Here is a 22,451-nt window from a genome sequence, read left to right as displayed (position 1 = left end):
GCCCCGCGCGGCAGCAGTAGGGAACTCCCTACACCTGGGACCTCGGGGTCTTCGGCGGCCCGCCCGGTCACACCTCGCCGCGTTCGTAGGCGACGGCCAGCTCGACGCGCGAGCGCAGACCGGTCTTGGCGTAGACGCGGGTCAGGTAGACCTCCACGGTCTTGCGGCTGTAGTGCAGCTCCTCGGCGATCTGGGGGTTGGACATGCCGCCCGCGACCAGCTCGATGACGCGGCGTTCGGCGGGGGTGAGGGCGGAGGCCGACGCGGGGGCCAGGCCGGCCTCCCTGAGGCGGTGGGCCGTGCGGTCGCGCCACGGCTCGGCGCCCAGCTCCTCGAAGATGGCGTGCGCGCGGACGAGCTGGGTGGCGTCGCCCAGCCTGCCGAGGATGAGGCGGGCCATGCCCTCCTCGAACCGCAGACCGTCCACGCGCGCGGTCTCCAGGGCGCCCTCGGCCCTGGCCTTGTCGGTGAAGGCGGACGCGCTCGCCAGCTCCGACACGATGCGGGCCCGCGGCGTGCCGGTGCCGGCGACCTCGGCCAGGGCGGTGGCCGCCTCCCGCGCGGCCTCCCGCTCCCCGGCCACGCCGTGCATGTGGACACGCAGGGCGTACGCGCGGTGCAGGACGTCGGGCGGCCCGTCGGCGACGGCCTCGTCGAGCAGCCGGGCGGCGGCGGCCCGGTCGCCCCGGCCCAGCGCGTGCTTGGCGCGGAACACCGCGCGCAGCGACATCTGGAGCACGCATTTCGGCGGCGGCTCGCCGAGCAGCACCTCGGCCTCGGCGTACCGGCCCTGGTCGAGCAGGATCTCCAGCTCGACGTTGCGCAGCAGCGCGTGGTTCTCCCACAGCCCGGCGTCGGCGAGCGCGGTGGCGTCGGAGCGGATGTCGCGCAGCGCGTGCTCCCACTCGCCGCCCAGCCGGCGCACCACCGCCATGGTGCGCACGTGCTGCCCGGCGATGTTGTGCCAGCCGAGCCCGCGGTAGATCTGCTCGGCCTGGTCGAGCAGGCCGAGGGTGCGGGTGCGCAGGCCGCCGCTGGCCAGCAGGTGCGCCGCCGACTCCAGCGCGGCCAGCCGACCGGCGGGCGGCAGCGCGGCCGAGGCCGACAGCAGCGTGTCGAGGGCACGCTCGGCCTCCGGCCACCTGCCGTTGATGACGGCGTTGCCGGCCAGGGCGCTCAGGGCGATCACCCGGTCTTCCGGCGGGCACTCGGGCAGGGCCAGCCACGCGCGCCGCGCCAGCTCGGCGCCGTCCTGGCCGAGCTGGGTGCGCAGGACGGCCTCCTGGGCGAGCAGGGCCGCCGGGTTGTCGGCGTGCGGCAGCTGCTCGGTCGCGATGGCGACCGCGACCTCGTACCGGCCCATGGCGTGCGCGGCGTTGACCATGGTGTGGGCCGTGCGGGTGTGCCTGCGTCCGGGGGGCAGCACGGCGAGCGCCTCCTGCCCGGCGCGCAGCGCGTCGGCCGGGCGCGAGCCCTTCCAGTACGAGAGCGCCTGCCGGGCGAGCAGCACGCCCCGCTCGCCGGCCGGGGCCAGCTCGGCGGCGCGCCCGTACCAGTGGCCGGCCGACAGCGGGGCCGTCCAGCGGGTGAGCTCGGCCGCGCGCAGCACGGCCGGCAGCGCCTCGGCGCTCGCGCCGCCCTCGGCGACGTGCGCGGCCCATTCGAGGACGCGGCGCGTGCCGCTGAGGCCGCGCCGCTTCAGCAGCTCGGCGATGCGGGCGTGGACGCGGCGCCGCTCGGCCGGGCCGAGGTCGGCGTAGAGGGCCTCGGCCACCAGCGGGTGGGCGAACTCGTAGGCGCCGTCGTCGGCCGGGACCAGCAGACCGTCCCTGACGAGGCCGTCGAAGGCGCGCTCGGCGTCGTGCGGGTGCAGCCCGGCGATCTCGGCCAGTGCTTCGAGGTCGGACATGCCGGCCGGACGGGTGCGGCGCAGCGCGGCGAGCACCCGGGCGAGGCCCCGCGCCCCGCGGTCGCGCTGGAACAGTCGCCCCAGGATGGCGCCGCGGCGCGGGCCGGGGTAGGCGGACTGGACGGCGCCGCCCTGCACCAGGGTCAGCACCGCCTCCTGCACGAACCACGGGTTGCCCCGGCTCTCGTCGTGGACGCGGCGGACGATCGTCTCGCTCGGGGCCCGGCCGAGCAGGGTGGTGACCAGCTCGGCGACCTCGCCGAAGGACAGCGGGCTGAGCTGGACGACCAGGTCGGCGTCCATGGGCGGCAGGCGTCTGGCCGTGCCGGCCACGGCGAGGCCGCGCACCCGGCGCGGCAGGTACGACAGCACGCCGAGGGTGTCGGCGTCGGCCAGGTGCACGTCGTCGATGGCGAGCAGGGTGCGCCCGGGAAGCCGTTCCAGCAGGTTGGCGGTGCGGACCGCCGGGCCGACGCCGGGGACGCCCAGCGCGGCCTCGTCGATGGCGTCCAACAGCTCCTTGAGCGGCTCGCGCGCGGAGGGGATGGTCTCCAGCGAGCCGAGCGCGTCGGCGAGCGAGGCGTAGGCCAGGCCGCTGCCGAAGTCGCGGGCCTGGCCGCGCAGCACGCGGTAGCCCATCGCGCGGGCCATCGCCTCCATCTCGGAGAGCATGTGGGTCTTGCCGATGCCCGCCTCGCCGTGGACCAGGATGGTCGCCGGCGGCCTGAGCAGCACGGACTCCGCCCGGCGTAGGACGGCGGGCCGGTCGGCGCCGCTCAGGTGCCTGTCGTACGCCACGCCTCACCGCCTCCGGAGGCGGGCGCGCGGCTCGCGCGCGAGGGGACGGGGGTGGTCGCCACGGGGGGGTGGTCATCCTCTCACTTCTCAGCGCGGTCCAGCGTTCAAGCATATTCGCGCCCGCGCCTTCGGCGGCGGGATCCGGACGGCCGGCGGCACGGGGCTTTCCCCGGTCGTCCGCCAGGTCTCCCCATCTTGTCGGGGCCCGGCCCGGATGGCCAGATCGCCGGCGCCCGCGGTGACGGGGGGCGGTGACAGCCGTCCCCCGCTACGCCTAGGTTGAGGAGATCACCCGACCCTCCAGGGAGCATCATGCGGAACCAGGGACTGGGATCGTGGCCGCGGCGGCGGGCGCGCATGACGCCGGGCCGCGTCGCGCTGGCCCACGAAGGCCGTGAGTGGACCTACGCCGAGCTGAGCGAGCGGGTCGACCGGCTGGCCGCGGCGCTGCGCGACCTCGGGACGCGGCACGGCGACCGCGTCGCCTACCTCGGCGCCAACCATCCGGCGCTGGTGGAGACGTTCTTCGCCGCGGGCGCGTTGGGGGCGGTGTTCGTCCCGCTCAACACCCGGCTCACCGAGCCGGAGCTGGCGTACATCCTGCACGACGCGGCGCCGGCCGTGCTGGTCTGCGGCCCCGGGCACGAGGTGGCGGGGGCGGCGCTGCCGGTGGCGCGCCACCTGTCGGTGACGGGGGACTACGAGCGGCTGCTGGCCGGCGCCGACCCGGGCCCGGCCGACGAGGCGGTGGGCCTCGACGAGCCGTGCCTGATCATGTACACCTCCGGCACCACGGGGCGTCCCAAGGGCGCGGTGCTCAGCCACGCCAATCTGACGTGGAACACCTTCAACCTGCTGGTCGACGTGCCGCTGGCCGACGACGAGGTGGCCCTGGTGAGCGCCCCGCTGTTCCACATCGCCGCGCTCGGGCAGACGCTGGTGCCCACCGTCCTGAAGGGCGGGCGGGTCATCCTGCTGTCGTCCTTCGACGTCGACACGGTGTTCGACCTGGTGGAGTCCGAGCGGGTGACGATGATGTTCGGCGTGCCGGCGATGTTCGGCTTCCTCGCCCGCTCGCCCCGGTGGCAGAACGCCGACCTGTCGAGCCTGCGCCACCTGGTCTGCGGCGGCGCGCCGGTGCCCGAGCCGCTGATCCGCACCTACCAGGACCGCGGCCTGACCTTCCTGCAGGGCTACGGCATGACCGAGACCTCACCCGGCGCACTGTTCCTTGCCGCCGGGGAGTCGGTGCGCAAGGCGGGCACGGCCGGAGTCCCGTGCTTCTTCTCCGACGTGCGGCTGGTGACCGCCGACGGGCGGGACGCCGCGCCGGGCGAGACGGGGGAGGTCCTGGTGCAGGGGCCGAACGTGATGACGGGCTACTGGGGCCTTCGGGAGGAGACCGCCCAGGCGGTCTCGGAGGACGGCTGGTTCCGGTCGGGCGACCTCGCGGTCGCCGACGAGGAGGGCTACGTCCGCATCGTGGACCGGGTCAAGGACATGATCATTTCCGGGGGTGAGAACATCTACCCGGCCGAGGTGGAGGACGTCCTGTACTCCCACCCGGCGGTGGCCGAGTGCGCGGTCATCGGGGTGCCGGACGAGAAGTGGGGCGAGGTGGGCAAGGCTCTGGTGGTGCTGGCAGCCGGGTCCACGGCCGAGCCTGGCGAGCTCCTCGCGCATCTCGACGGGCGGCTGGCGCGGTACAAGATTCCGAAACTGGTGGAGTTCGTCCCGGCCCTGCCGCGCAACGCGGCCGGCAAGGTGCTCAAGGCCCGGCTCCGGGCCGTGCACGGCGAGCCGTGAGCCGACGGCGAACCCGGTCGAACGCCCGGCTGCGGGCGCGTTGGAGGTGGTCCGGATGAACGTCGAGTCCCTGGTGGCGATCGACGTCCACACCCATGCCGAGGTGTCCGCGGACGGCGCGGAGTCGCTGTCGGGCACGCTGAAGGAGGGCGCCGACCGGTACTTCAAGCTGGCCGGGAAGGGCAGGCCGACCGTGCCCGAGATGGCCGCCTTCTACCGGGAGCGAAGCATGGCGGCGGTCGTGTTCACCGTCGACGCCGAGACCGCCACCGGGCACCCGCCCGTGCCGAACGAGGAGATCGCCCAGGCGTGCGCGGACAACGCCGACGTGCTGATCCCGTTCGCCGGCATCGACCCCTGGAAGGGCCGGGCGGCGGTGCGGCAGGCGCGGCGCCTGGTGGAGGAGCACGGTGTGCGGGGGATCAAGTTCCACCCCAACGTCCAGGCGTTCCACCCCAACGACCGCATGGCGTACGAGCTGTACGAGGCGCTGGAGGAGCTGGGTGTGCCGGCGCTGTTCCACACCGGGCAGACCGGGCTCGGCGCCGGGGTGCGCGGCGGCGGCGGGGTGCGGCTGAAGTTCTCCAACCCGATGGACGTGGACGACGTCGCCGTCGACTTCCCCGATCTGACGATCATCCTGGCCCACCCGTCGTTCCCCTGGCAGGACGAGGCGCTGGCGGTGGCCACCCACAAGCCGAACGTCTACATCGACCTGTCCGGCTGGTCCCCGAAGTACTTCCCGCCGCAGCTCGTCCAGTACGCGAACACGCTGCTCCAGGACAAGGTGCTGTTCGGGTCCGACTATCCGCTCATCTCGCCGGACCGCTGGCTGGCCGACTTCGAGAAGCTGCCGATCAAGGAGGAGGTCCGCCCGAAGATCCTCAAGCACAACGCCGCCCGGGTGCTGGGCCTGGTGTAGCCGGCGCCGCAGGCCGGGACGCCGGGGCGGTCCGGCGGGTCACCGCCGCCGCGAGCCGCAGGGAGGCCTGCCGGGTCTTCACGGAGACCACGACGAGCAGCGCGGCGGCGAGCACGGGGACGAGCAGGGTGCCCGCGCCCAGGCCGGCCGGCGGTTCCAGGGGGGACGAGGCGGCGACGTGGGTGCTGGAGGCGAGCACGTTCGTGCCGGGCGGCGCGGTGAACTCGACCTCGGGCGCCATGGCGGCCTGGATCTCGGCGGGGTAGCCGTAGCCGACGATGGTGCTGTCGTCGCGTACCTTCTCGCGCACGTACTGGCCGTCGACGTTGCCCTCGATCGTGTGGACGTCGTCGCCGTCGACCGAGACCACCATGCCGACGTGGTCGATGCCGTCCACGGCGTGGCCGCCTCCCCAGTCGAAGAACACCACCGCGCCCGGCTCGGGGTCGGTGCCCCAGGCGTCGCGGGAGATGAACCACTTGGCGTGGTCGACGGTGTAGGCGAACTGGCCGAACCAGGACTCGTAGCCGAGCTTGTGCGCCGCCCACGACAGGAACATGTCGCACCAGGGTTGTGCCGAGTAGTCCGAGTCGAACTCGACGGTCTGGCCGTACCAGGCTCCGAACTTGGTGTAACCGCCCCCTTGCTCGGAGTATCCGACCTGGGACTTGAGCAGCTTGATCATTTTTTGGAGTTCAGGCGACATGGGAAGTCGAGGGGTCCTTCCGCTGAGCGCCGCTGACGCCGGGGGGCGTCAGGGCTGTTTCCGTGGCGAGGAGGTTAGCCAGGAAAAGCCCAGGTCAACAGAGTGCCAAGTCGGCGTCAGGGGGGCTGTCAGCGGCGGTGGCGCGTGCGGAAACCCCGTGGGGACAGCGGGTCGGCGAGGGTTACCCCGTCTGCGGGCATCACACCGCTAAACGGATTTCTTTACCCAAACATGACGAAAACACCCGCAAACCGAGCGCGGTTCGGTGATCCTCGTTCTACACTCGCCCCATGACGCTCCACCTCGCGCCGCTCGAAGGCGCGGACGACGAAGCCCGGTTCGGCTCGCTGGCCGTCCTCACCCAGCGGGTCCGCGACCTGGTGGACGCCGTCGTGCTCACGGACGTCGCCGAGGAGGAGCTGGCTGAGGCCGGCGCCGAGCTGGCGGCGCTCACCGAGCGGCTGAGCGCCCGGCGGCGCGCGACGCCGCTGCCGCACGAGTTCCTGCCCGACGGCCGGCACCGCCACCTCGGAAACGCCGTCACCGGCGGCTGCAACCCCCACGCGCTGCCCCTGGTCATCGACAGGCCCGCCGACGGCGGGTCGCGGGCCGAGATCACCTTCCGCCCCACCCACGAGGGCCCGCCCGGCTCCGTGCACGGCGGCGTGACCGCGATGATCATGGATCATCTGCTCGGCGACGCGGCCGCGGCCGCCGGGAACGGAGGCGTCACCGGCACGCTGACCCTCAGGTACCTGCGGCCGGTGCCCTACGGGACCCCGGTGGTGGCCGCGGCGAAGGTGGCCAGGACCGAAGGCCGCAAGGCCTGGGTGGAGGGCACGATCAGCGCGCCCGCCGACGGCCGGGTGCTCGTGGAGGCCACGGGCCTGTTCATCACCCCGACCCGGTGGACCGTCGGCGACGCCGGGTGAGACCGGGAGGCGTCTAGAACGCCGGTGCCCCGGAGGTCTCCGGGCGGGCGCGCGGCGCGTCGGCGGGCTCCCCGGACGGGGCCCGGCCGGGGTCTCCCGACGGCGTCGGGCGGGGGTCGCCGGACGGCGTGGGGCGGGGGTCGCCGGACGGCGTCGCGAGCGGGCCGGTGGGGGAGCCGGGCTCGGGCACCGTCCCCGGCGGTCTCAGGCGCTGGGCCAGCCACGGCAGGGCCTGCGGCAGCTCGCGGCTCCACGTCGTGAAGTTGTGCCCGCCGCTGCGCAGGATGAGCGAGGAGGCACGCATGGGCGGGCGCACGGCGTCCAGGAACTCCAGGGTGGGCTCGTAGTTCGACTCGCCCTTCTCACTGGTGGCCACCAGCACCGACACCGGCGGCGGCGGCAGGTGGGCCAGGCGCCACATCAGGTCGTTCTCGTTCCGCAGGCTGCGGCTGCCGCCGAACAGGTCGCCAGTGGTGGGGTCGACCGGCGGCTTGAAGTAGCCCGACAGGGACACCGCGGCCGAGTAGGCCTCCGGATGGCGCATGCTGAGCTTGAGCGCGCAGTACCCGCCGGTCGAGCCGCCCAGGATGCCCCAGCTCGGGGCGTCCGCCCCCACACGGTAGGCCGTGGCCATCGACTCCTTGAGGTCCTTGGTGAAGTACGTCTCGACCTGGGGCCCGCGCGGCACGTCCATGCACTCGGTGTCGCGGGGCGGGGCGACCGTGGGACGCATCAGCACCAGGATCGTCGGCGGCATCTCACCGCGGTCGATCGCCGCGGCGGCGACGGCGGGCATGTTCATGCGCGTGATCAGGTTGCGGGCGTCGCCCGGGTAGCCGGTGAGGGCGACGATCACCGGAAAGCGCGTCTCGGCGTGCTGCTTCTGGAAGTAGTGCGGCGGCAGGTAGACGTAGGCCAGCGAGCTCAGGCCCGAGGACGCGCCGGCCACCACCACCTGCTGGATCTGCCCGGCGGGCAGCCCTTTGTCCTTGGAGGCGGGCCCGACGGGCGCGGTGGCCAGCACCCGGACCCCCGCCCTGGCGCGCTCGCCCGGCGCCGCCGGCGCCGGGCCGGCGTCGGTGAGCAGGGGGATCGTCTCACGCGACCCGGTGCCGAACAGGTCGCTCCAGCTCCCGTAGAAGCCGAAGTAGTTGTTCATGACCAGGCCCAGCACCATCAGGGTGAGCACCTGGTTGCCGGCGAGCACGCCGACCCGCCCCAGCATCGCCGGCAGCGTGCGGGCGGTCAGCCGCGGCCACGCCCAGCAGACCGACGCCACCAGCGCCCCGGCCGCGAGCAGGCCCACGGCGAGCACCAGCGACGTCGCTGTGAGTCCCACCCCTCGCTCCCCCCGTGGTACGGCCGCTCCGGCGTCTTCTAATCTGGTGACAGGGAGTCACCCTACCGACATAAGGCCAGGTTAACGATGGTTCACGCTGTAGAGGCCGAAAGCACGGACCCGCGTTCCGGTGTGTCCTGACGACGGTGCGCGCCCGGCGCGCGTGCGTGTCACACGGCCCTGGGTGCCGGCGGCCGCCGGGTACGCCGCGCTCCTGGTGGGCTTGCTCGACATCCTGCGTGGCGTGATCCCCGGTTTCCGCGGCGGCCTGGTCGGCGTGGTCGCGGGCGTCCTGCCCGGTACGGTGACGACACTGGCCAGGGCCGGCTCGCTGCTGGTCGGGGTGCTGTTGATCATGCTCGCGCACGCGCTGCGACGCGGCAAGGTGCGGGCCTGGCGGGCCGTCATGCTGCTGCTGCCGCTCGGCGCGCTCGCCGAGCTCCTGCACTGGCGGCACCCCCTCGCCGGCGCCGTCAGCGTGCTGCTGTTCGTGGTGCTGCTGGTCAACCGGCACCGGTTCCAGGCGCTGTCCGACCCGCGTTCGCGCTGGCGAGCCCTGTGGGCGTTCTTCGCGCTGGCCGTGCTCGACCTGGCCGTGGGCTGGGTGATCGTCGGCCTGCACGGCTACGCCGAGAGCGTCCCGGCGGGGGACCGCCTCCGGCAGGTCCTGCTCGGCCTGTTCGGCGTCGAGGGCCAGGTGCGGTACTCCTCCGCGCTCGCGGCCGACTTCGTGTACACGGCGCTCGCCGGCCTGGGGGCGCTCACCGCGATCACGACGGCCTACCTCGTGCTGCGCCCCGAACGGCCGGTCGCCGCGCTGTGCCCGCGGGACGAGCGCCGGGTCCGCGACCTGCTCGACCGGTACGGCGGGCAGGACTCGCTCGGCTACTTCGCGCTGCGCCGCGACAAGAGCGTGCTGTTCTCGCCGTCGGGCAAGGCCGCGGTCGCCTACCGCGTCGTCGGCGGGGTCATGCTGGCCAGCGGCGACCCCATCGGGGACGTCGAGGCGTGGCCCGCGGCGATCAGGTGTTTCATGGACGAGGCCCGGCGGCACGCCTGGGTGCCCGCGGTCGTCGGCTGCGGGGAGACCGGCGGTGTGGTGTGGACGCGCGAGGCCGGCCTGTCGGCGCTGGAGATCGGCGACGAGGCCGTCGTCGACGTGGCGGAGTTCACCCTGGAGGGCCGCGCCATGCGCAACGTCCGCCAGATGGTCAAGCGCATCGAGCGGTCGGGATACGAGTGCCGCGTGCGGCGCGTCGGCGACCTCGGCGAGGAGGAGCGACGGCGCGTGCGCGCCGCCGCCGAGGCCTGGCGCGGCACCGAGACCGAGCGCGGCTTCTCCATGGCCCTCGGGCGCGTCGGCGACCTGGCCGACGACCGCTGCCTGGTCGTCACCGCGCACCGGATGCCCGGGGGCGGCCTGCGGGCCGTCCTGCACTTCGTGCCCTGGGGCGCGGACGGCGTGTCGCTCGACCTGATGCGCCGTGACCGCTCCGCCGACCCCGGGCTGAACGAGCTGCTGATCGTCAGGACCCTGCAGGCCGCGCCGTCCCTGGGCATCGCCCGGGTGTCGCTCAACTTCGCGATGTTCCGCTCGGCGCTCGCCCGGGGGGAGCGGCTCGGCGCGGGGCCGGTGCTGCGCGCCTGGCGCCGCGTCCTGGTGTTCCTCTCGCGGTGGTTCCAGATCGAGTCGCTGTACCGGTTCAACGCCAAGTTCCGGCCGTACTGGGAGCCGAGGTTCCTGGTGTACCCGGCGGCCCGCGACCTGCCGCGCATCGGGTTGTCGGCGCTGCGGGCGGAGGCGTTCCTGCCCTCCGGCGTCCCGCGCCTCCCGCCGCGCGGCAGGCACCGGCCCGGCCCCGCGCCCTCCGGCGACGCCCTGCCGGCCTGGCCCTGACCCCGCCGGCCCTCCCGGGTGCGGGCCGGTCGGCCCCGGCCGGCCGCGCCGGGCGGTCAGGCGGTCAGGCGGGCGGCGTGCAGGCGCTCGTCGAGGTCGGTGACGCTCCGGGTGCGCTGCCACGGGCTGAGCTTCTCGCGCGTCTCGACGACCGAGCGGACCAGCCGGGGCGAGGTGTTGCGGCCCGCCAGGCGCGCGGCGTCGCCGAGCTGCTCGCACGCCTCGTCGATGTGGCGCAGCCGCAGGTGGGCCTGGGCGGTCTTCAGCCGGATGTAGGCCACGTTGCGGACGAACGCCGGGTCGATGCCCGCCGCCGCGACGGCGGCGACCTCCAGGGCCTGCGCCGCGTCGCCGGTGTCGAGCAGGCAGCCCGTGCGGGTGGACAGATACTGGCCCTCGCCGTAGAAGTGCACCAGCCGGGCGCCGGGGTCGTCCTGCCCCGCCCCGTGCAGCTCGCGCCGCGCCTGCTCCATGGACCGGTGGCAGCGCGCGTGGTCCTCGCGCCGCTCGCCCTTGGCCGAGCGCCTGACCACGGCCGCGTAGGCGCGGGCGCCGACGTCGCAGGCGTACGCGGTGAGCATCTTGCTGCCGGCCCGCCGGCTCCAGGCGAGCGCGCCGAGCGCGTGCTCCACGCCGAGGCGGGGGTCGCCCCGCCAGGTGGCGAGCTGGCTCCAGTTGGCCAGGACCATGCTGCACATGGCGTCGTCGGCGGCCTGGTGGGCGGCCTTTCGGGCCTGGGAGTAGTAGTAGTCGGCGCCCTTGAAGTCGTTGAGGTTGAACAGCATCCAGGCGGTGCACCGGCGGATGTCGGCCAGCAGTGAGAGCAGCTTGGACCGCGCGCCCTCGGGCACTCCCGACGACAGCAGGGAGGTGACCAGGCTCTGCTGGGCCAGCACGGTGGCCACCAGCGCCTGCGGGCCGAGCGCGTCCTCCTGGCGCATGCAGTGGCGCAGCGCGGCCTCGATGTGGCCGATCGTCGCGTCGTCCACCCTGCTGGGATCGGCCGCCGCCAGCGCCACGCGCCGGGGCTCGTCGCCGTCGAAGCGGTCGAGCAGCGGTGAGGCGTAGGCGGACGTGGCGGCGGCGCCGATCAGGGCGAGGGCGTCACGCCGGTTCATCTGTGCCGCCCAAGCGGTGAAGGCGTGGACGAGCTGCTCGAACTCCCGTTCACGCTGTTCCCCCGGGGGCATCGGCTGGTGGAGCGGTTCATTGGCAAGAAGGCCCTTAATGTCACTGAACTTGAGATTTGCGGTGAGATGTAATGTCGGGACGTTCCGGGCGCGGACCGCGGGCGTGTTCTGGTCGCCGCCCGTGTGGTCCTCCCCGTCGATGAGATCGCCCGCCCGGCAGCGGTAGATGCGGGCGAGCCGGTTGAGGCCGGCGAGCGGCGGCTCGTTGCCGGTGAGCGCCGGCCACGCCTCCCACGAGCCCAGCTTGCGCACGCTGAACGGCTCGGACGGCCACAGCCGTTTCCACTCCTCGACGACCCGCTCCTGGGTGTGGCGGTGCGCCTCGCGGAACGCCTGCCGGGAGTTGAGCCGGTAACGCCGCCGGTACTCGGCGGCGATCTCCGGCCAGGTGGCCCCGCGTTCGCGCAATTCCGCGGTCAGGCGGTCCATCTCCTCTTTCAGGCTGCGTGGCTTACGTGGCATCGCGTACCCTCCGACCCCCGTGGATGCGTATCGCCGACACCGACAGTAGCCAAGGCCGGGGTTTGGCTACGCACGGTTGCCGTTAATCGGCGGCGCGACCACCGGTTTCTGCCGGCCCGGAAGCGGGGAGCGCGCATCCGGCGCCGGGGCCGACAGATGTACCCGTCGCAGCCGCCTGTTGGCACGCCCGCCGCCCGGCGGAAAGTGGAGGTCCGCCCCGTCACCATGTCGTCGCGACCGGTACGGGGGCCGTCGCGAGGCCGGTGCGCCTGACGCGTGAAAGGCCCGAGATCTGGATGAACAGCATGCCGTCCCGCCGCCGCGAGGCCCGCTGGGAACTACCCGCAGACCCGAGCGTCACGGCCGCGTGCCGCGCGGTGGTCCGGGACACGCTCGCCGAATGGGGGCTGCGCGAGCTGACCGACGACATGCTCCTGGTCGTCACCGAACTGCTCGCCAACGCCCTGCTGCACGGCGGCCCGCCCATCCACCTGGTGCTCGGCGTGGACGGCGACACGCTGACCGGGTCGGTCACCGACCGCGGCCCCGGCTGGCCGCGGCTGCGCGCGGCGGGCACCGAACTGGAGCACGGGCGCGGCCTGCGGATCGTCGAAGCCCTCACCGACCGGTGGGGCGTCGCGCCCGTGCCGCCCGGCGAGGGCAAGAGGATCTGGTTCGCGTACGCGCTGAACCGGGAGCCGGCGCAGTGCCCGGCTCCGGTGAGCGGGCCGCGGCCGGCCGTGAACTCACGACCGGCACAGTAACGGCCGGCGCGGGTTTACAGGGGGGCGTAGAGGACCAGGACGTTGCCCGAGGGGTCGCGCAAAACGGTGCGGACCTCGTGCGGGCCGTCCTCGGGGCCGCTCACCACCTCGGCGCCCGCGGCCGTGAGGTCGGCCAGGGCGCTCGTCATGTCGCCGACCTTGTAGGAGGGGGCGGTCACCGCGCCGGCGACCTGCTCGGCCTCGGCGACCAGGGCCACCGTGGTGCCGCCGCCGTCCAGCGCGGCGTAGCGGTCGCCGTCCCTGAACTTCACGGCCAGGCCGAGCGTCTCGGCGTAGAACGCGATGGCCTCGTCCATGTCGCCGACCGGGATCAGGACGTTGCCGAGCTTCTGGACGTGCGCGCTCACGCTGGCCTCCATCGAGGGTGTCGTCGTCGCTCGCGACGGTGTCCACCCGGGGGGCGGATCAACCGGCCGCCCGTCCAGCTAACGCGAGGGCCCGGCCGCCGCACAAGGTCACGGCGGCCGGGTAGGGGCCGCCCCGCCCGGGCGGCGCGGGGGGCCCGAGGCGGGTCAGAAGAGCAGCGAGCCGCCGCCGCGCGGGGTCTGGGTGCGTGTCGGCTCCTTGGTGGGCTCCCGGGTGGGCGGTTCTGAGGGCTCCGGGGTCGGCTCGGGCGTGGGCTCGGCGCAGGGCTCTCCCTCTCGGACGACCCTGGCGGTGTCGGTGGCGGTGCCGGCGTCTGCGGAGGCCGTCACCGAGACCGTCCTGGTGTCCACGTATCCGCACTTGGGGGTGGCGAACTGGACGGAGAACTCGCGGGTGTAGGCCGACTCGCCCGACAGGGTGGCCTGCCGCTCGGCCGAGTCGCTGATCGTCCGCTCGCCCACGGTGACGGTCTGCCGGAACAGCGCCGTCAGCGACACCGGGTCGGGCGTGGAGCTGGTGACCCGCACGGTCAGCGCGTTGCCGTTCCAGGAGGCGATCGAGACCCGCGGCGGCGCGCACCTGGGCCCGGCCACCCTGGTCTCCTTGAACTGCGTGCCGTTGGCGGCGGGGCGGTCGGTGGTCACGCGGACGCCGAAGAAGGCCACGGCGCCGCAGCCGACCTCGCCGAGGTCTCCCCGCAGGGAGACGTCGTAGGACGTCCGGCCCTTGAGGGTGCGGCTCGCCCGGTCGACGACCCTGGCGGCGCCCTCGCCCTGCCTGCGGGTGAACTCGGCGGCGAGCTTGACCTCGCCGGTGCCGCCGGCGCGCACGGCGATCTGGGCGGCGCGGCCGTTCCACCCGACCGAGACGTTCTCCACCGGCGGCGGCGGGCACGGCGCGCCGGTCACGGTGGTGGTGCGGCTGACCGCGCCGTCCGCGGCCGCCGGAGTGGTGGACACCGTCGCCCGCCGGGTGACCGTCACCCCGCACGCCGGCGCGGCGAAGCCGCCGTCGACCACGCGGGTGTAGGAGGAGGCGCCCGACAGGACGAGCGTCCTGGTGGAGCCGGGGGTGAGCTGGGAGGCCGACGGGCCCTGGGCGAACCGCACGGTCAGCGTGACGGTCTGCGGGGTCGACGCGCGCAGCCGCACGGTGGCGGCGCGCCCGTCGAACCCGGCCACGGCCAGGCCGCTGACGCCGTGCTGCGTCGGGGTGGGGGTGGGGGTCGCGCTGGGCGTAGGAGTCGGGGTGGGGGTGGGGGTGGGCGTGGGGGTCGGCCGCGGCGCCCCGGGCGTGGTCGAGGGGGTGGTCTGCGGGCCCGGCTCGGGGGACTCCGACGGGTCGGCGCCCGACGACGACGTCGGCCCCGGCGTCACCGAGACGCCCGGATCGGTGCCGGACGGCTCGGGCTCGGGGGAGTCGACGCCGCCGAGCGGGTCGGTGGCGGAGTCGGTCGGTGGGTCGACCACGGCCTGCGCCGGCGGCTTGGAGGAGTCGAGCGCGACGTCGCGCACCGGGGTGTCGTCGCGGTTGGCGGCGAGCACCGCCACGATGACGGCCAGGGCGACCACCCCGGTGCCGGCGGCGACGCGCCGCGCGTGCCGCAGCGGGCGCCGCAGCGCGGTCTGCGCCAGGCTGGTGCTCGCCTGCGGCGCGGCGGGGTCGGCCGTGGGGAAGGCGAACGCGAGCAGCGCGGCCAGCGCCGCCAGGTGGCGGCGGCCCCGCTGCTCCCAGTCGGGGCCGTAGGCCGCGAGGGCGGCGGTCTCCAGCTCGTCGATGAACGAGGAGGCGCTGGCGGGCCGCGCGGCCGGGTTCTTGGCGAGGCCGCGCGCGACCAGCGTGCGCACCGAGGCGGGCACGGCCTCGGCCGGGATCTCGCCGTTCTGGTGCTGGTGGCGCAGCGCGGCGATGTGGTCGCCGCGGTAGGGCCTGCGCCCGGTGAGGCACTCGAAGAAGACGCAGGTGGCGGCGTAGACGTCGGTCGCCGGGGTGGCGGGGGCGCCGTTCCACTGTTCGGGCGCCATGTAGGACGGGGTGCCGGAGGGCAGCCCGGGGCCGCCGGACGGGCTGGCGATGCCGAAGTCGGCGAGCTTGCTCACTCCGTCGGCCTGGACCAGGACGTTCTCGGGCTTGTAGTCGCGGTGGACGATGCCCGCGCCGTGCGCGGCCGACAGGCCGAGCAGGGAGCCCTTCAGCACGACCAGCGCGGCCTCGGGGCTGGTGGTCCCGTTCTCGTGCAGGATCTTGCGCAGCGAGACGCCGTCGACCAGCTCCATCACGATCGCCGCGCCCAGCGGGCTCTCGACGTACTCGTACAGCCGCACGATCTCCGAGCTGCCGAGCTCCACCATCGTGCGCGCCTCTTCGCGGAACGCGGCGAGGAAGGCGGGGTCGGCTCTGAGCTCGTCGTTGAGGTACTTGATCGCGACGTGGGCGCCGGTCGCGACATAGGTGGCCAGCATCACCCGGCCGCTCCCGCCGGAGCCGAGCAGCCGTTCTTCCCGGTAACCAGGTACGGACCAGGCGTTCATCATTGCCCCCTTGGAGTGATGATGTCCCCGTCTCCCCAGAAAAGGTCTCATCGGATACGCCGATTGTCACGACAATGGTAGATCGTTAGGGTGACGATTTGATTACGTTGAGTATGCCGGTTCAGCATAAGGCAAGGTTGTGGGCGGTTTTGGGCGAATAATCGGCCGTCGGACGGGCTAGCCGAGGGAGTCGTAGACGGCCTCGGCCAGCAGGTAGGAACGCATGCTGCCCGAGAGCGAGTTGGCCAGCTTGTTCATCGTGTAGCCCATGGCCAGGCCGTGCGCGGGGTCCCCGAGGCCGAGGAAGCCGCCCAGACCGGTGTGGCCGAACGCCGTCTCGGCGCCCTTCGCGGGGGTGAGGAAGGTCAGGGCCGGTCGCATGTAGCCCAGCCCGAAGGAGCTGTCCAGGATGAGCACCCTGTCGGGCCCCCGCACCCGGCGGCGGGTGGCGTCCTGGAGCGTCTCGGGCTTGAGGATCCGCCCCGCGATCAGGGCGCTGTAGAAACCGGCCAGCCCGCGCGCCGTCGTGACGACGCCCATGGCCGGCCAGCCGGCCCTCATGATCACCGGATGGTTGGCCCCGCCCTTCAGCCGGTTGGGGTTGGGGTTGCCCAGGGCCCTGTTCATCAGGCTGTTCTTGTCCTGCGAGGCCATGAACGCCTCGTACACCGGGTCGCCGGCCATCTCCTCGGCGGGCGCGGGCATCGGCCCTTGGCCGGTGGTGCCGCCTCCCGGCGGGGCGTCCTTCGCCGGGACGGCACGCTCTCCGGCGGACAGGCGTGCGGCGCGGGCGGCGACGTCGCCAGGGGCCCCGAGCCACAGCTCCAGCCCGAGCGGCCCGGCGATCTCCCGCGCGACGACCTCGCCGGCGGTCTTGCCGGTGACCCGGCGGATCACCTCGCCCACCAGGAACCCGTAGGTGAGCGCGTGGTAGCCGTGCGCGGTGCCGGGCTCCCAGAGCGGCTCCTGCCGGGCGAGCCGGTCGGCCATGGCGGGCTGGTCCTCGAACTCCTCCAGCGGGATCTCCTGCTCCATGACCGGCAGCCCGGCCTGGTGGGTGAGCAGGTGCTCGACGGTGACCCGCTCCTTGCCGCGCGCGGCGAACTCCGGCCACACCTCGGCGACCGGCGCGCCGACGTCGACCAGTCCCCGCTCGGCCTGCAGGAGCAGCGCGGTCGCGGTCACGGCCTTGGTGCAGGAGTAGGCGAGGGCGGGGGTGTCGCGCTCCCAGGGGCGCCCGGTGTGCCGGTCGGCCACGCCGTCCCACAGGTCCACGACCGGCTCGCCGTCGAGGTGGACGGTGAACGCCGCGCCGAGCTCCAGGCCCTGGGCGAAATGGCCCTCGAACACCTCGCGGACCCGGGTGAACCGGGGGTCGCACACACCCTGAGCCGTCATGGAGACCTCCGTGGGAAGGAGCGGCGCTGGTCGGCCTCGGAGAGCCTAACAATCGCCGACGATGCACCACAGAGGGCCCATCCGCCATGCGACCGGTCATGGAGCACGTCCGGTGGCGGAAACGGGCGCGCTTGTGATGAGGTGTCCCCGTGGCGACGAACCTGATCCTTTCCGGGGGAGTCGCGCACGACTTCCCCGCGACGTCCGCGGCGCTCGCCGGCGTGCTGTCCGAGGTGGGCGTGGAGTCCACCGTCACCGAGGACATCGCCGGAGCCCTCACCGCCGGCGCCGAGTTCGACCTGATCACCGTGAACGCGCTGCGGTGCTGGAACGACGGCGGCTGGTCGGCGGGCGAGGGAGGCGCGCCGTTCCGGCTGCCGCCGGAGGGCCGTGACACCCTGCGGCGCCACCTCGCCCGGGGCGGCGGGATGCTGGCCGTGCACGCCGCGTCCATCTGCTTCGACGACTGGGACGGCTGGGCGCGGACGCTCGGCGCCTCCTGGAGGTGGGGCGTCTCCGGCCACCCGCCGCTCGGCCCGGCCGAGGTCAAGGTCCACGGCGGGCATCCGATCGTGGACGGCCTGGCGGACTTCGAGCTGGTGGACGAGGTGTACAGCGACCTCGACGTGCTCACGGGCGTCCAGCCGCTGGCGTCCTCGCTCGGGCAGCCGCTGGTGTGGGCGCGGCCGGCGGGGCAGGGCAGGCTCGTCTACGACGCGCTCGGCCACGACACGCGCTCCTACGACAGCCCCGCCCACCGCACGCTGCTGCGCCGCGCCGCCCTGTGGCTGCTGCGCCGCCCGCTGGACGGCTGAACCCGCGAGCGCGGGCCGGGGGAACGGTCGCCGCGGGTCGCCGCCACGGCCGGGCGGTCACGTGGGACTCGGCCCGATGCCGCGTAAGGGGTTCAGGCGCCGAGGATGCGGGCCGACTCCGACTCCTGGGCCAGCCTCCGCAGCGTGTCGAAGGCCTTGCCGTACAGCACCGTGCCCACCACGACCGACTCGACGGCGGCCTCCCGGGGGCCGTCGAACGCGATCTTGTGCATCTCGTGCTCGGAGACGAGCCGCATCATGATCGAGGCGTAGACGCGCAGGCTCTCCTCGCTCGCCGGCATGCCGAGCTGGTCGAGCCGCACCAGGATGCCGGCCAGCTCGTCCCGGGTGGGCGCCTCGGGGTGGACGCTCCAGCCCAGCTCGGCGACCAGGGCGTCGACGCGCTCGCGGGCCCGCCGGTGGTCGTCGTCCGGGCCGGCTTCGACCGGCGGGGCGAGCGCGTAGTGGGCGGTGCCCAGCATCTGGTGCACGGGAAGGCTCTCGTCCTCCACCGCCGCGATGATCTGGCCGATCGCCGCGACGGGCAGGCGGCCGACCTCCAGCAGGGCGCGGATCAGCCTCAGCCTGCGCAGGTGCGCCTCGGTGTACTCGGCGCGCGTCGCGGCCGTCACCTCGCCCTGGGGGAGCAGGCCCTCGCGCAGGTAGTACTTGATCGTGGGGATCGGCACCCCGGACGCGGCGCTGAGCTGGGAGATCCGCATGGATGGATGGTACCGCCCGTTTGGATAATCGCACTATCCAAGACGGGGGTCAGGGCCGGCGGGGAACCAGCCCGACGCCGCCGAGCCCGCCGGACGCCCCCGGATCGACCGTCACCGGGTATTCCGGGCGCCACGCCTGCACGTGCACCAGGCCCGGCTCCACCAGGTCGAGCCCCGAGAAGTACTCGCCGATCTTCGTGCGGTCGCGCAGCTTCAGCGTGCCCTTCGTGCGCGCGTACACCTCGCGCGCCTCCGCCATCGTGCTGTCGCCGAGATCGCCGTGGAACCCGTGCGAGAGCACCAGCGCACCGCCCGGCGGGATGTCGTCGCGCAGGTAGGAGACGATGCCCGTCGCCTCGTCGTCGTCCTCGACGAAGTGCACGATGGCGCACAGGATGACGGCGTAGGGCTCGTCGACGTCGATGTGCGCCCGCACCTCGGGGTGCTCCATGATCGCCTTCGGGTCGCGCAGGTCGCCGTCGATGACGATCGTCCGCGGGTTGTCGGCGAGCAGGGCGCGGGCGTGCACCAGCACGATGGGATCGTTGTCGACGTACACGACGCGCGAGCCGGGAGCCGTCTCCAGAGCCACCTGGTGGACGTTCTCGCGGGTGGGCAGGCCGGTGCCGATGTCGATGAACTGGCGGATCCCGAGCTCGGCCAGCAGCCGCACCGCCCGGCCGAGGAACGCGCGGTTCTCGCGCGCGACCTCCTTGGCCTGCGGGAAGATCTTGATGATCCTCTCGGCGGACTCGCGGTCGGAGGCGAAGTTGTCCTTGCCGCCCAAGTAGTAGTCGTACATGCGGGCCACGCTGGGCGTCCGTGGATCGATCCCCGGGGGAGCCTTCTCCTGCTCGCTCATAGGTGCCTGCCTCGCCGTCTGGACGTCTCCGCTCTACGACCCCTCTGGATGCGAATATAGCCGACAGGTCCTGCCCTGTTGATCATGTGGCGATATCTCGTCAGATCTTCTGTCTTCGCGGCGCCGCAGCCGCGCCACTTGGAGTCGCGAAGGCGCAGCTCAGCTCGCCGGGCCCCGTCGCCGTACGGCGAACACCCCCGCAGACGTCGGAGGTATGCGCCGCCACGCGGCTCTAGACGGACGGCAGGTTCTTCAGGGCCTCGCGGCGGCTGAGGCCGGTCAGGCCCTTGTGCCGCACGTAGCGGACGACCTCGTGGGGGTCGGTCTTGGCGTACTCGCGCAGCGCCCAGCCGATCGCCTTGCGGGCGAAGAAGGCGTTGTCGGACAGGCTCGGCTCGATGCAGGCGTACAGCAGGCCGGCGTCGGTGCGCCGCTTGAAGGAGTTCTGGCACAGGATCGCCGTGCGGCGGCGCCACAGGTCGTCGTCGCGCGCCCACTCGAGCATCAGGGGGCGCATGGTGTCGGGGTAGGCCGCCAGCAGCGCCCCGACGCGCCGGATCGCCAGCTCGTCCACGTAGTCCCACCAGGCGCCGGTGACGATCATCTCCTCGTACATCGGCACGGTGTACAGCGTCTGGAAGCTCTTGTAGTGGCGCGAGGCGGTCAGCTCGACGGCCGCGTAACGCTCCTCGCGGTACTCGGCGTCGCGCCACAGGGCCAGGACGGCCCTGCGCCACTCGGGCGCGCTCTCGAGGCGCTGCTCGGCGAAGACCCGGCGCAGCGCCGCCCGGCGCGGCACGGTCTGGACCCCCAGGAAGGGCATCTCGGACTTCATGTACGCCTGCATCAGCGGAGCCTTGGCGGGGTCGGCGACCTCGGTGAGGGCCAGCCGCACGGCCTTGTGGAGCGGGGTCATGCCCGCTGGCTGGTGCGGTCGCCCGTGGCCAGACCGTCGAACAGCACGGTGATGTAGTGCTCGGCCAGGCCGACGGTGTTCAGGCGGCCGCCGGGGCGGAACCACCGCACGGCGACCCAGATGGTGTCGCGGATCATGCGGTAGGTGAGCTTGGGGTCGACGTCGGCGCGGAAGGACCCCTCGGCCTGGCCGCGCTTGATCTGCTCCACCCACATGCGCTCGACCTCGTCCTCGGCCTTGATGAGGTAGTCGAAGCGGTCGCCGGGCAGCGACCTGAGGTAGTTCCAGTCGTTCTGCATGACGGTGATCGCGGCGCGGTGCGGGTCGAGGGTGCCGAAGCCGATGCGCACCATCTCGGACAGGACGGCGCGGGCGTCGCCGCCGTGGTCGAGTGCCGCGCGGTAGCGCCCGATGAGGTCGGCGAGGAAGGTCGACAGGACCTCGTCGACGATCGTCTCCTTGGAGTCGAAGTGGTGGTAGAGGCTTCCCGACAGGATGCCCGCCTCGTCGGCGATCTCGCGCACGGTGGTGGCCTGGAACCCCTTGCGGGCGAAGAGCTCGGCGGCGAGTTTGACGAGATGGTCGCGGCGCTCGGAGGCGGTGCTCCCCCCGGCGCGTCGCGTGCCGCCCTGGCGCCTGCCCGGCGCCCCTCCCCGGGCCGCGCCCCCGCCGGTCGCTCCCGCGACCGCCTGCGCTCCGGAGTTCTTCGGCGTGTTCACGTCCTCCATTATGGGCCTACGCGCAATCGCTTGTTCGCCCGATGCGGGAGGCGAGTCGCCTGCTCACCCGGCCTGCCGTGATCGACCAAGCGCTTGCTACCCTGACCTGGACCGATTCGGCGCCGCCCCCGCGCCGCGGCCGGGACCGGAGGACCGCTCGCACATGAACGAGGCGTACATCGTCGGCGCCGTGCGGACCCCCGTGGGGCTCCCGGGCGGCGGCCTGGCCGGGGCCCACCCCGTCGACCTGGCTGCGCATACCATCCGCGCGCTCCTGGATCGTACCGGTGCCGACCCGGGCGCGGTCGACGAGGTCGTGCTCGGTCAGGTGGACGCGATCGGCCCGGGGGCGGCCAACCCCGCCCGCGCCTGCTGGCTCGCCGCAGGCCTGCCCGAGGCCGTGCCCGGCACCACCGTCGGCCGGGGGGCCGGGTCCTCGCAGCACGCCGTGCACCTCGCCGCCCTGGCCGTCCGCGCCGGGAGCGCCGACCTGGTCGTCGCCGCCGGCGTGCACCGCGCCGGCGGACCCGGGCCGGCCGGCGGGACGGCCGCGCCGGAGGGGTCCAGGGGCTGGCGCGCCCGGTTCGGCGGCCGGGAGGTGACCCCGCTGCGCGGCGCCGAGACGATGGCCGCCAGGTGGGACCTCACGCGGGAGGTGATGGAGGAGTTCGCCTCGCAGTCCCGCCGGCGGGCCCTGGCCGCCGTCGAGGAGGGCCGCTTCGAGCGCGAGATCGCCCCCTACGCGGGGCTGCTCGTGGACGAGGGCCCGGGCCGCGCCGTCACGCCCGGCGCGATGGCGGCCCTGGAGCCGCCGGCCGGCGGCAGGCTGACCGCGGCCCTGTGCTCGCCGCTCGCGGACGGCGCCGCCGCGCTGCTGGTCGCCTCGCAGGAGGCCGTGCGGGCGCACGGGCTGACGCCGCGCGCCCGGATCCGCCACACGTCGTCCCGGGGCGCCGATCCCGCGTCGATGCTCTCCGCGCCGATCCCCGCCACCGCGCACGCCCTGCGCCGGGCCGGAATGAAGATCACCGACTTCGACGTCGTGGAGGCCGACGAGCCCTACGCGAGCGTCGTGCCGGCGTGGCTGCGCGAGACCGGCGCCGACCCCGCCCGCGTCAACCCCAACGGCGGGGCGCTCGCCCTCGGCCACCCGTCCGGCGCCGCGGGCGCGCGGCTGATGACGACGCTGCTGCACGAGCTTGAGCGCACCGGCGGCCGCTACGGTCTCCAGACGATGGCCGAGGAAGGCGGGCAGGCGGGCGTCATCGTCGTCGAGCGAGTCTGATCGCCGCGAAACCCATGGTGAAGTGGTATGGATAATAGGAAAGTTTCCTATTAGATTAACGGGTTGTCCGAGGGTGCCCGGGTCCGCGGTG

18 protein-coding genes are annotated in these 22,451 nt (G+C 73.8%); 7 read left to right on the top strand and 11 right to left on the bottom strand.

Features of this window, described 5'->3' with window-relative positions; translation table 11 throughout:
• Positions 1 to 67: 67 nt before the first annotated feature.
• Complete coding sequence (locus PYR91_RS07375) at positions 68 to 2,707, bottom strand: LuxR family transcriptional regulator (protein WP_279778445.1); 2,640 nt, start codon at positions 2,705 to 2,707, stop codon at positions 68 to 70.
• A 312-nt stretch (positions 2,708 to 3,019) separates the two neighbouring features.
• Between PYR91_RS07375 and PYR91_RS07370 the strand changes: the two genes are divergently transcribed.
• Together PYR91_RS07370 and PYR91_RS07365 are read left to right on the top strand one after the other, a co-directional pair.
• Positions 3,020 to 4,513, top strand: a complete 1,494-nt coding sequence (locus tag PYR91_RS07370; protein WP_279778444.1) for a long-chain fatty acid--CoA ligase — start codon at positions 3,020 to 3,022, stop codon at positions 4,511 to 4,513.
• Between the two features lie 55 nt (positions 4,514 to 4,568).
• Positions 4,569 to 5,435, top strand: coding sequence for an amidohydrolase family protein (locus PYR91_RS07365; protein ID WP_279778442.1), 867 nt, complete (start codon positions 4,569 to 4,571; stop codon positions 5,433 to 5,435).
• Here PYR91_RS07365 and PYR91_RS07360 read toward each other — a convergent pair.
• Positions 5,398 to 6,120: a CHAP domain-containing protein gene (locus PYR91_RS07360; RefSeq protein ID WP_279778441.1), complete on the bottom strand. Its 723-nt coding sequence runs from the start codon at positions 6,118 to 6,120 to the stop codon at positions 5,398 to 5,400. The genes PYR91_RS07365 and PYR91_RS07360 overlap by 38 nt on opposite strands.
• 311 nt (positions 6,121 to 6,431) lie before the next feature.
• On the opposite strand from PYR91_RS07360, the gene PYR91_RS07355 reads away from it, so the two are divergent.
• A complete protein-coding gene (locus PYR91_RS07355) occupies positions 6,432 to 7,073 on the top strand; it encodes a PaaI family thioesterase (protein ID WP_279778440.1) in 642 nt (213 codons plus the stop codon).
• Between the two features lie 13 nt (positions 7,074 to 7,086).
• On the opposite strand, the gene PYR91_RS07350 is transcribed toward PYR91_RS07355, so the two are convergent.
• Positions 7,087 to 8,412: an alpha/beta hydrolase-fold protein gene (locus tag PYR91_RS07350; RefSeq protein WP_279778439.1), complete on the bottom strand. Its 1,326-nt coding sequence runs from the start codon at positions 8,410 to 8,412 to the stop codon at positions 7,087 to 7,089.
• A gap of 163 nt (positions 8,413 to 8,575) precedes the next feature.
• Between PYR91_RS07350 and PYR91_RS07345 the strand changes: the two genes are divergently transcribed.
• Positions 8,576 to 10,309, top strand: coding sequence for a phosphatidylglycerol lysyltransferase domain-containing protein (locus PYR91_RS07345; protein ID WP_279778438.1), 1,734 nt, complete (start codon positions 8,576 to 8,578; stop codon positions 10,307 to 10,309).
• A 56-nt stretch (positions 10,310 to 10,365) separates the two neighbouring features.
• Here the strand turns inward: PYR91_RS07345 and PYR91_RS07340 are convergent, their stop codons facing one another.
• Entirely contained in the window at positions 10,366 to 11,961 is a 1,596-nt protein-coding gene (locus PYR91_RS07340) for a hypothetical protein (RefSeq protein ID WP_279778437.1), read from the bottom strand.
• A 296-nt stretch (positions 11,962 to 12,257) separates the two neighbouring features.
• Here PYR91_RS07340 and PYR91_RS07335 point away from each other — a divergent pair, with 296 nt between their 5' ends.
• Positions 12,258 to 12,725 (top strand): ATP-binding protein, encoded by a 468-nt coding sequence (locus tag PYR91_RS07335; protein WP_279778436.1) that lies wholly within the window; start codon positions 12,258 to 12,260, stop codon positions 12,723 to 12,725.
• A gap of 14 nt (positions 12,726 to 12,739) precedes the next feature.
• Here the strand turns inward: PYR91_RS07335 and PYR91_RS07330 are convergent, their stop codons facing one another.
• The 3 genes from PYR91_RS07330 to PYR91_RS07320 all read right to left on the bottom strand — a co-directional run bounded on the left by PYR91_RS07330 (position 12,740) and on the right by PYR91_RS07320 (position 17,041).
• Positions 12,740 to 13,093 carry a VOC family protein gene (locus PYR91_RS07330; RefSeq protein ID WP_279778434.1) on the bottom strand — a complete coding sequence of 118 codons (354 nt, stop codon included), beginning with the start codon at positions 13,091 to 13,093 and terminating at the stop codon, positions 12,740 to 12,742.
• A 165-nt stretch (positions 13,094 to 13,258) separates the two neighbouring features.
• On the bottom strand, positions 13,259 to 15,643 hold the full coding sequence (locus PYR91_RS07325) for a serine/threonine-protein kinase (RefSeq protein ID WP_279778432.1): 2,385 nt from the start codon (positions 15,641 to 15,643) through the stop codon (positions 13,259 to 13,261).
• Positions 15,644 to 15,820: 177 nt separating this feature from the next.
• Positions 15,821 to 17,041, bottom strand: coding sequence for a serine hydrolase (locus tag PYR91_RS07320; protein ID WP_279778431.1), 1,221 nt, complete (start codon positions 17,039 to 17,041; stop codon positions 15,821 to 15,823).
• 149 nt (positions 17,042 to 17,190) lie between these two features.
• Here PYR91_RS07320 and PYR91_RS07315 point away from each other — a divergent pair, with 149 nt between their 5' ends.
• Positions 17,191 to 17,856 carry a ThuA domain-containing protein gene (locus tag PYR91_RS07315; protein ID WP_279778430.1) on the top strand — a complete coding sequence of 222 codons (666 nt, stop codon included), beginning with the start codon at positions 17,191 to 17,193 and terminating at the stop codon, positions 17,854 to 17,856.
• Between the two features lie 92 nt (positions 17,857 to 17,948).
• Here PYR91_RS07315 and PYR91_RS07310 read toward each other — a convergent pair whose 3' ends face one another.
• The 4 genes from PYR91_RS07310 to PYR91_RS07295 all read right to left on the bottom strand — a co-directional run bounded on the left by PYR91_RS07310 (position 17,949) and on the right by PYR91_RS07295 (position 21,075).
• The gene (locus PYR91_RS07310; protein ID WP_279778429.1) at positions 17,949 to 18,578 is read right to left on the bottom strand and encodes a MerR family transcriptional regulator; all 630 of its coding nucleotides are present in this window, start codon (positions 18,576 to 18,578) and stop codon (positions 17,949 to 17,951) included.
• 49 nt (positions 18,579 to 18,627) lie between these two features.
• Positions 18,628 to 19,440 (bottom strand): SAM-dependent methyltransferase, encoded by an 813-nt coding sequence (locus PYR91_RS07305; protein WP_279778428.1) that lies wholly within the window; start codon positions 19,438 to 19,440, stop codon positions 18,628 to 18,630.
• Positions 19,441 to 19,672: 232 nt separating this feature from the next.
• The gene (locus PYR91_RS07300) at positions 19,673 to 20,356 is read right to left on the bottom strand and encodes a DNA alkylation repair protein (protein ID WP_279778427.1); all 684 of its coding nucleotides are present in this window, start codon (positions 20,354 to 20,356) and stop codon (positions 19,673 to 19,675) included.
• Complete coding sequence (locus tag PYR91_RS07295; RefSeq protein WP_279778426.1) at positions 20,353 to 21,075, bottom strand: TetR/AcrR family transcriptional regulator; 723 nt, start codon at positions 21,073 to 21,075, stop codon at positions 20,353 to 20,355. The genes PYR91_RS07300 and PYR91_RS07295 overlap by 4 nt, the downstream gene beginning before the upstream one ends.
• Before the next feature lie 163 nt (positions 21,076 to 21,238).
• On the opposite strand from PYR91_RS07295, the gene PYR91_RS07290 reads away from it, so the two are divergent.
• Complete coding sequence (locus PYR91_RS07290; RefSeq protein WP_279778425.1) at positions 21,239 to 22,360, top strand: acetyl-CoA C-acyltransferase; 1,122 nt, start codon at positions 21,239 to 21,241, stop codon at positions 22,358 to 22,360.
• Positions 22,361 to 22,451 lie beyond the last annotated feature (91 nt).

Source organism: Sphaerisporangium sp. TRM90804 (genome assembly GCF_029846175.1).
In the GTDB taxonomy this organism is placed as follows: domain Bacteria; phylum Actinomycetota; class Actinomycetes; order Streptosporangiales; family Streptosporangiaceae; genus Sphaerisporangium.
The sequence above is the reverse complement of the archived record's forward strand: the minus strand, read 5'-3'. Positions and strand labels throughout refer to the sequence as shown.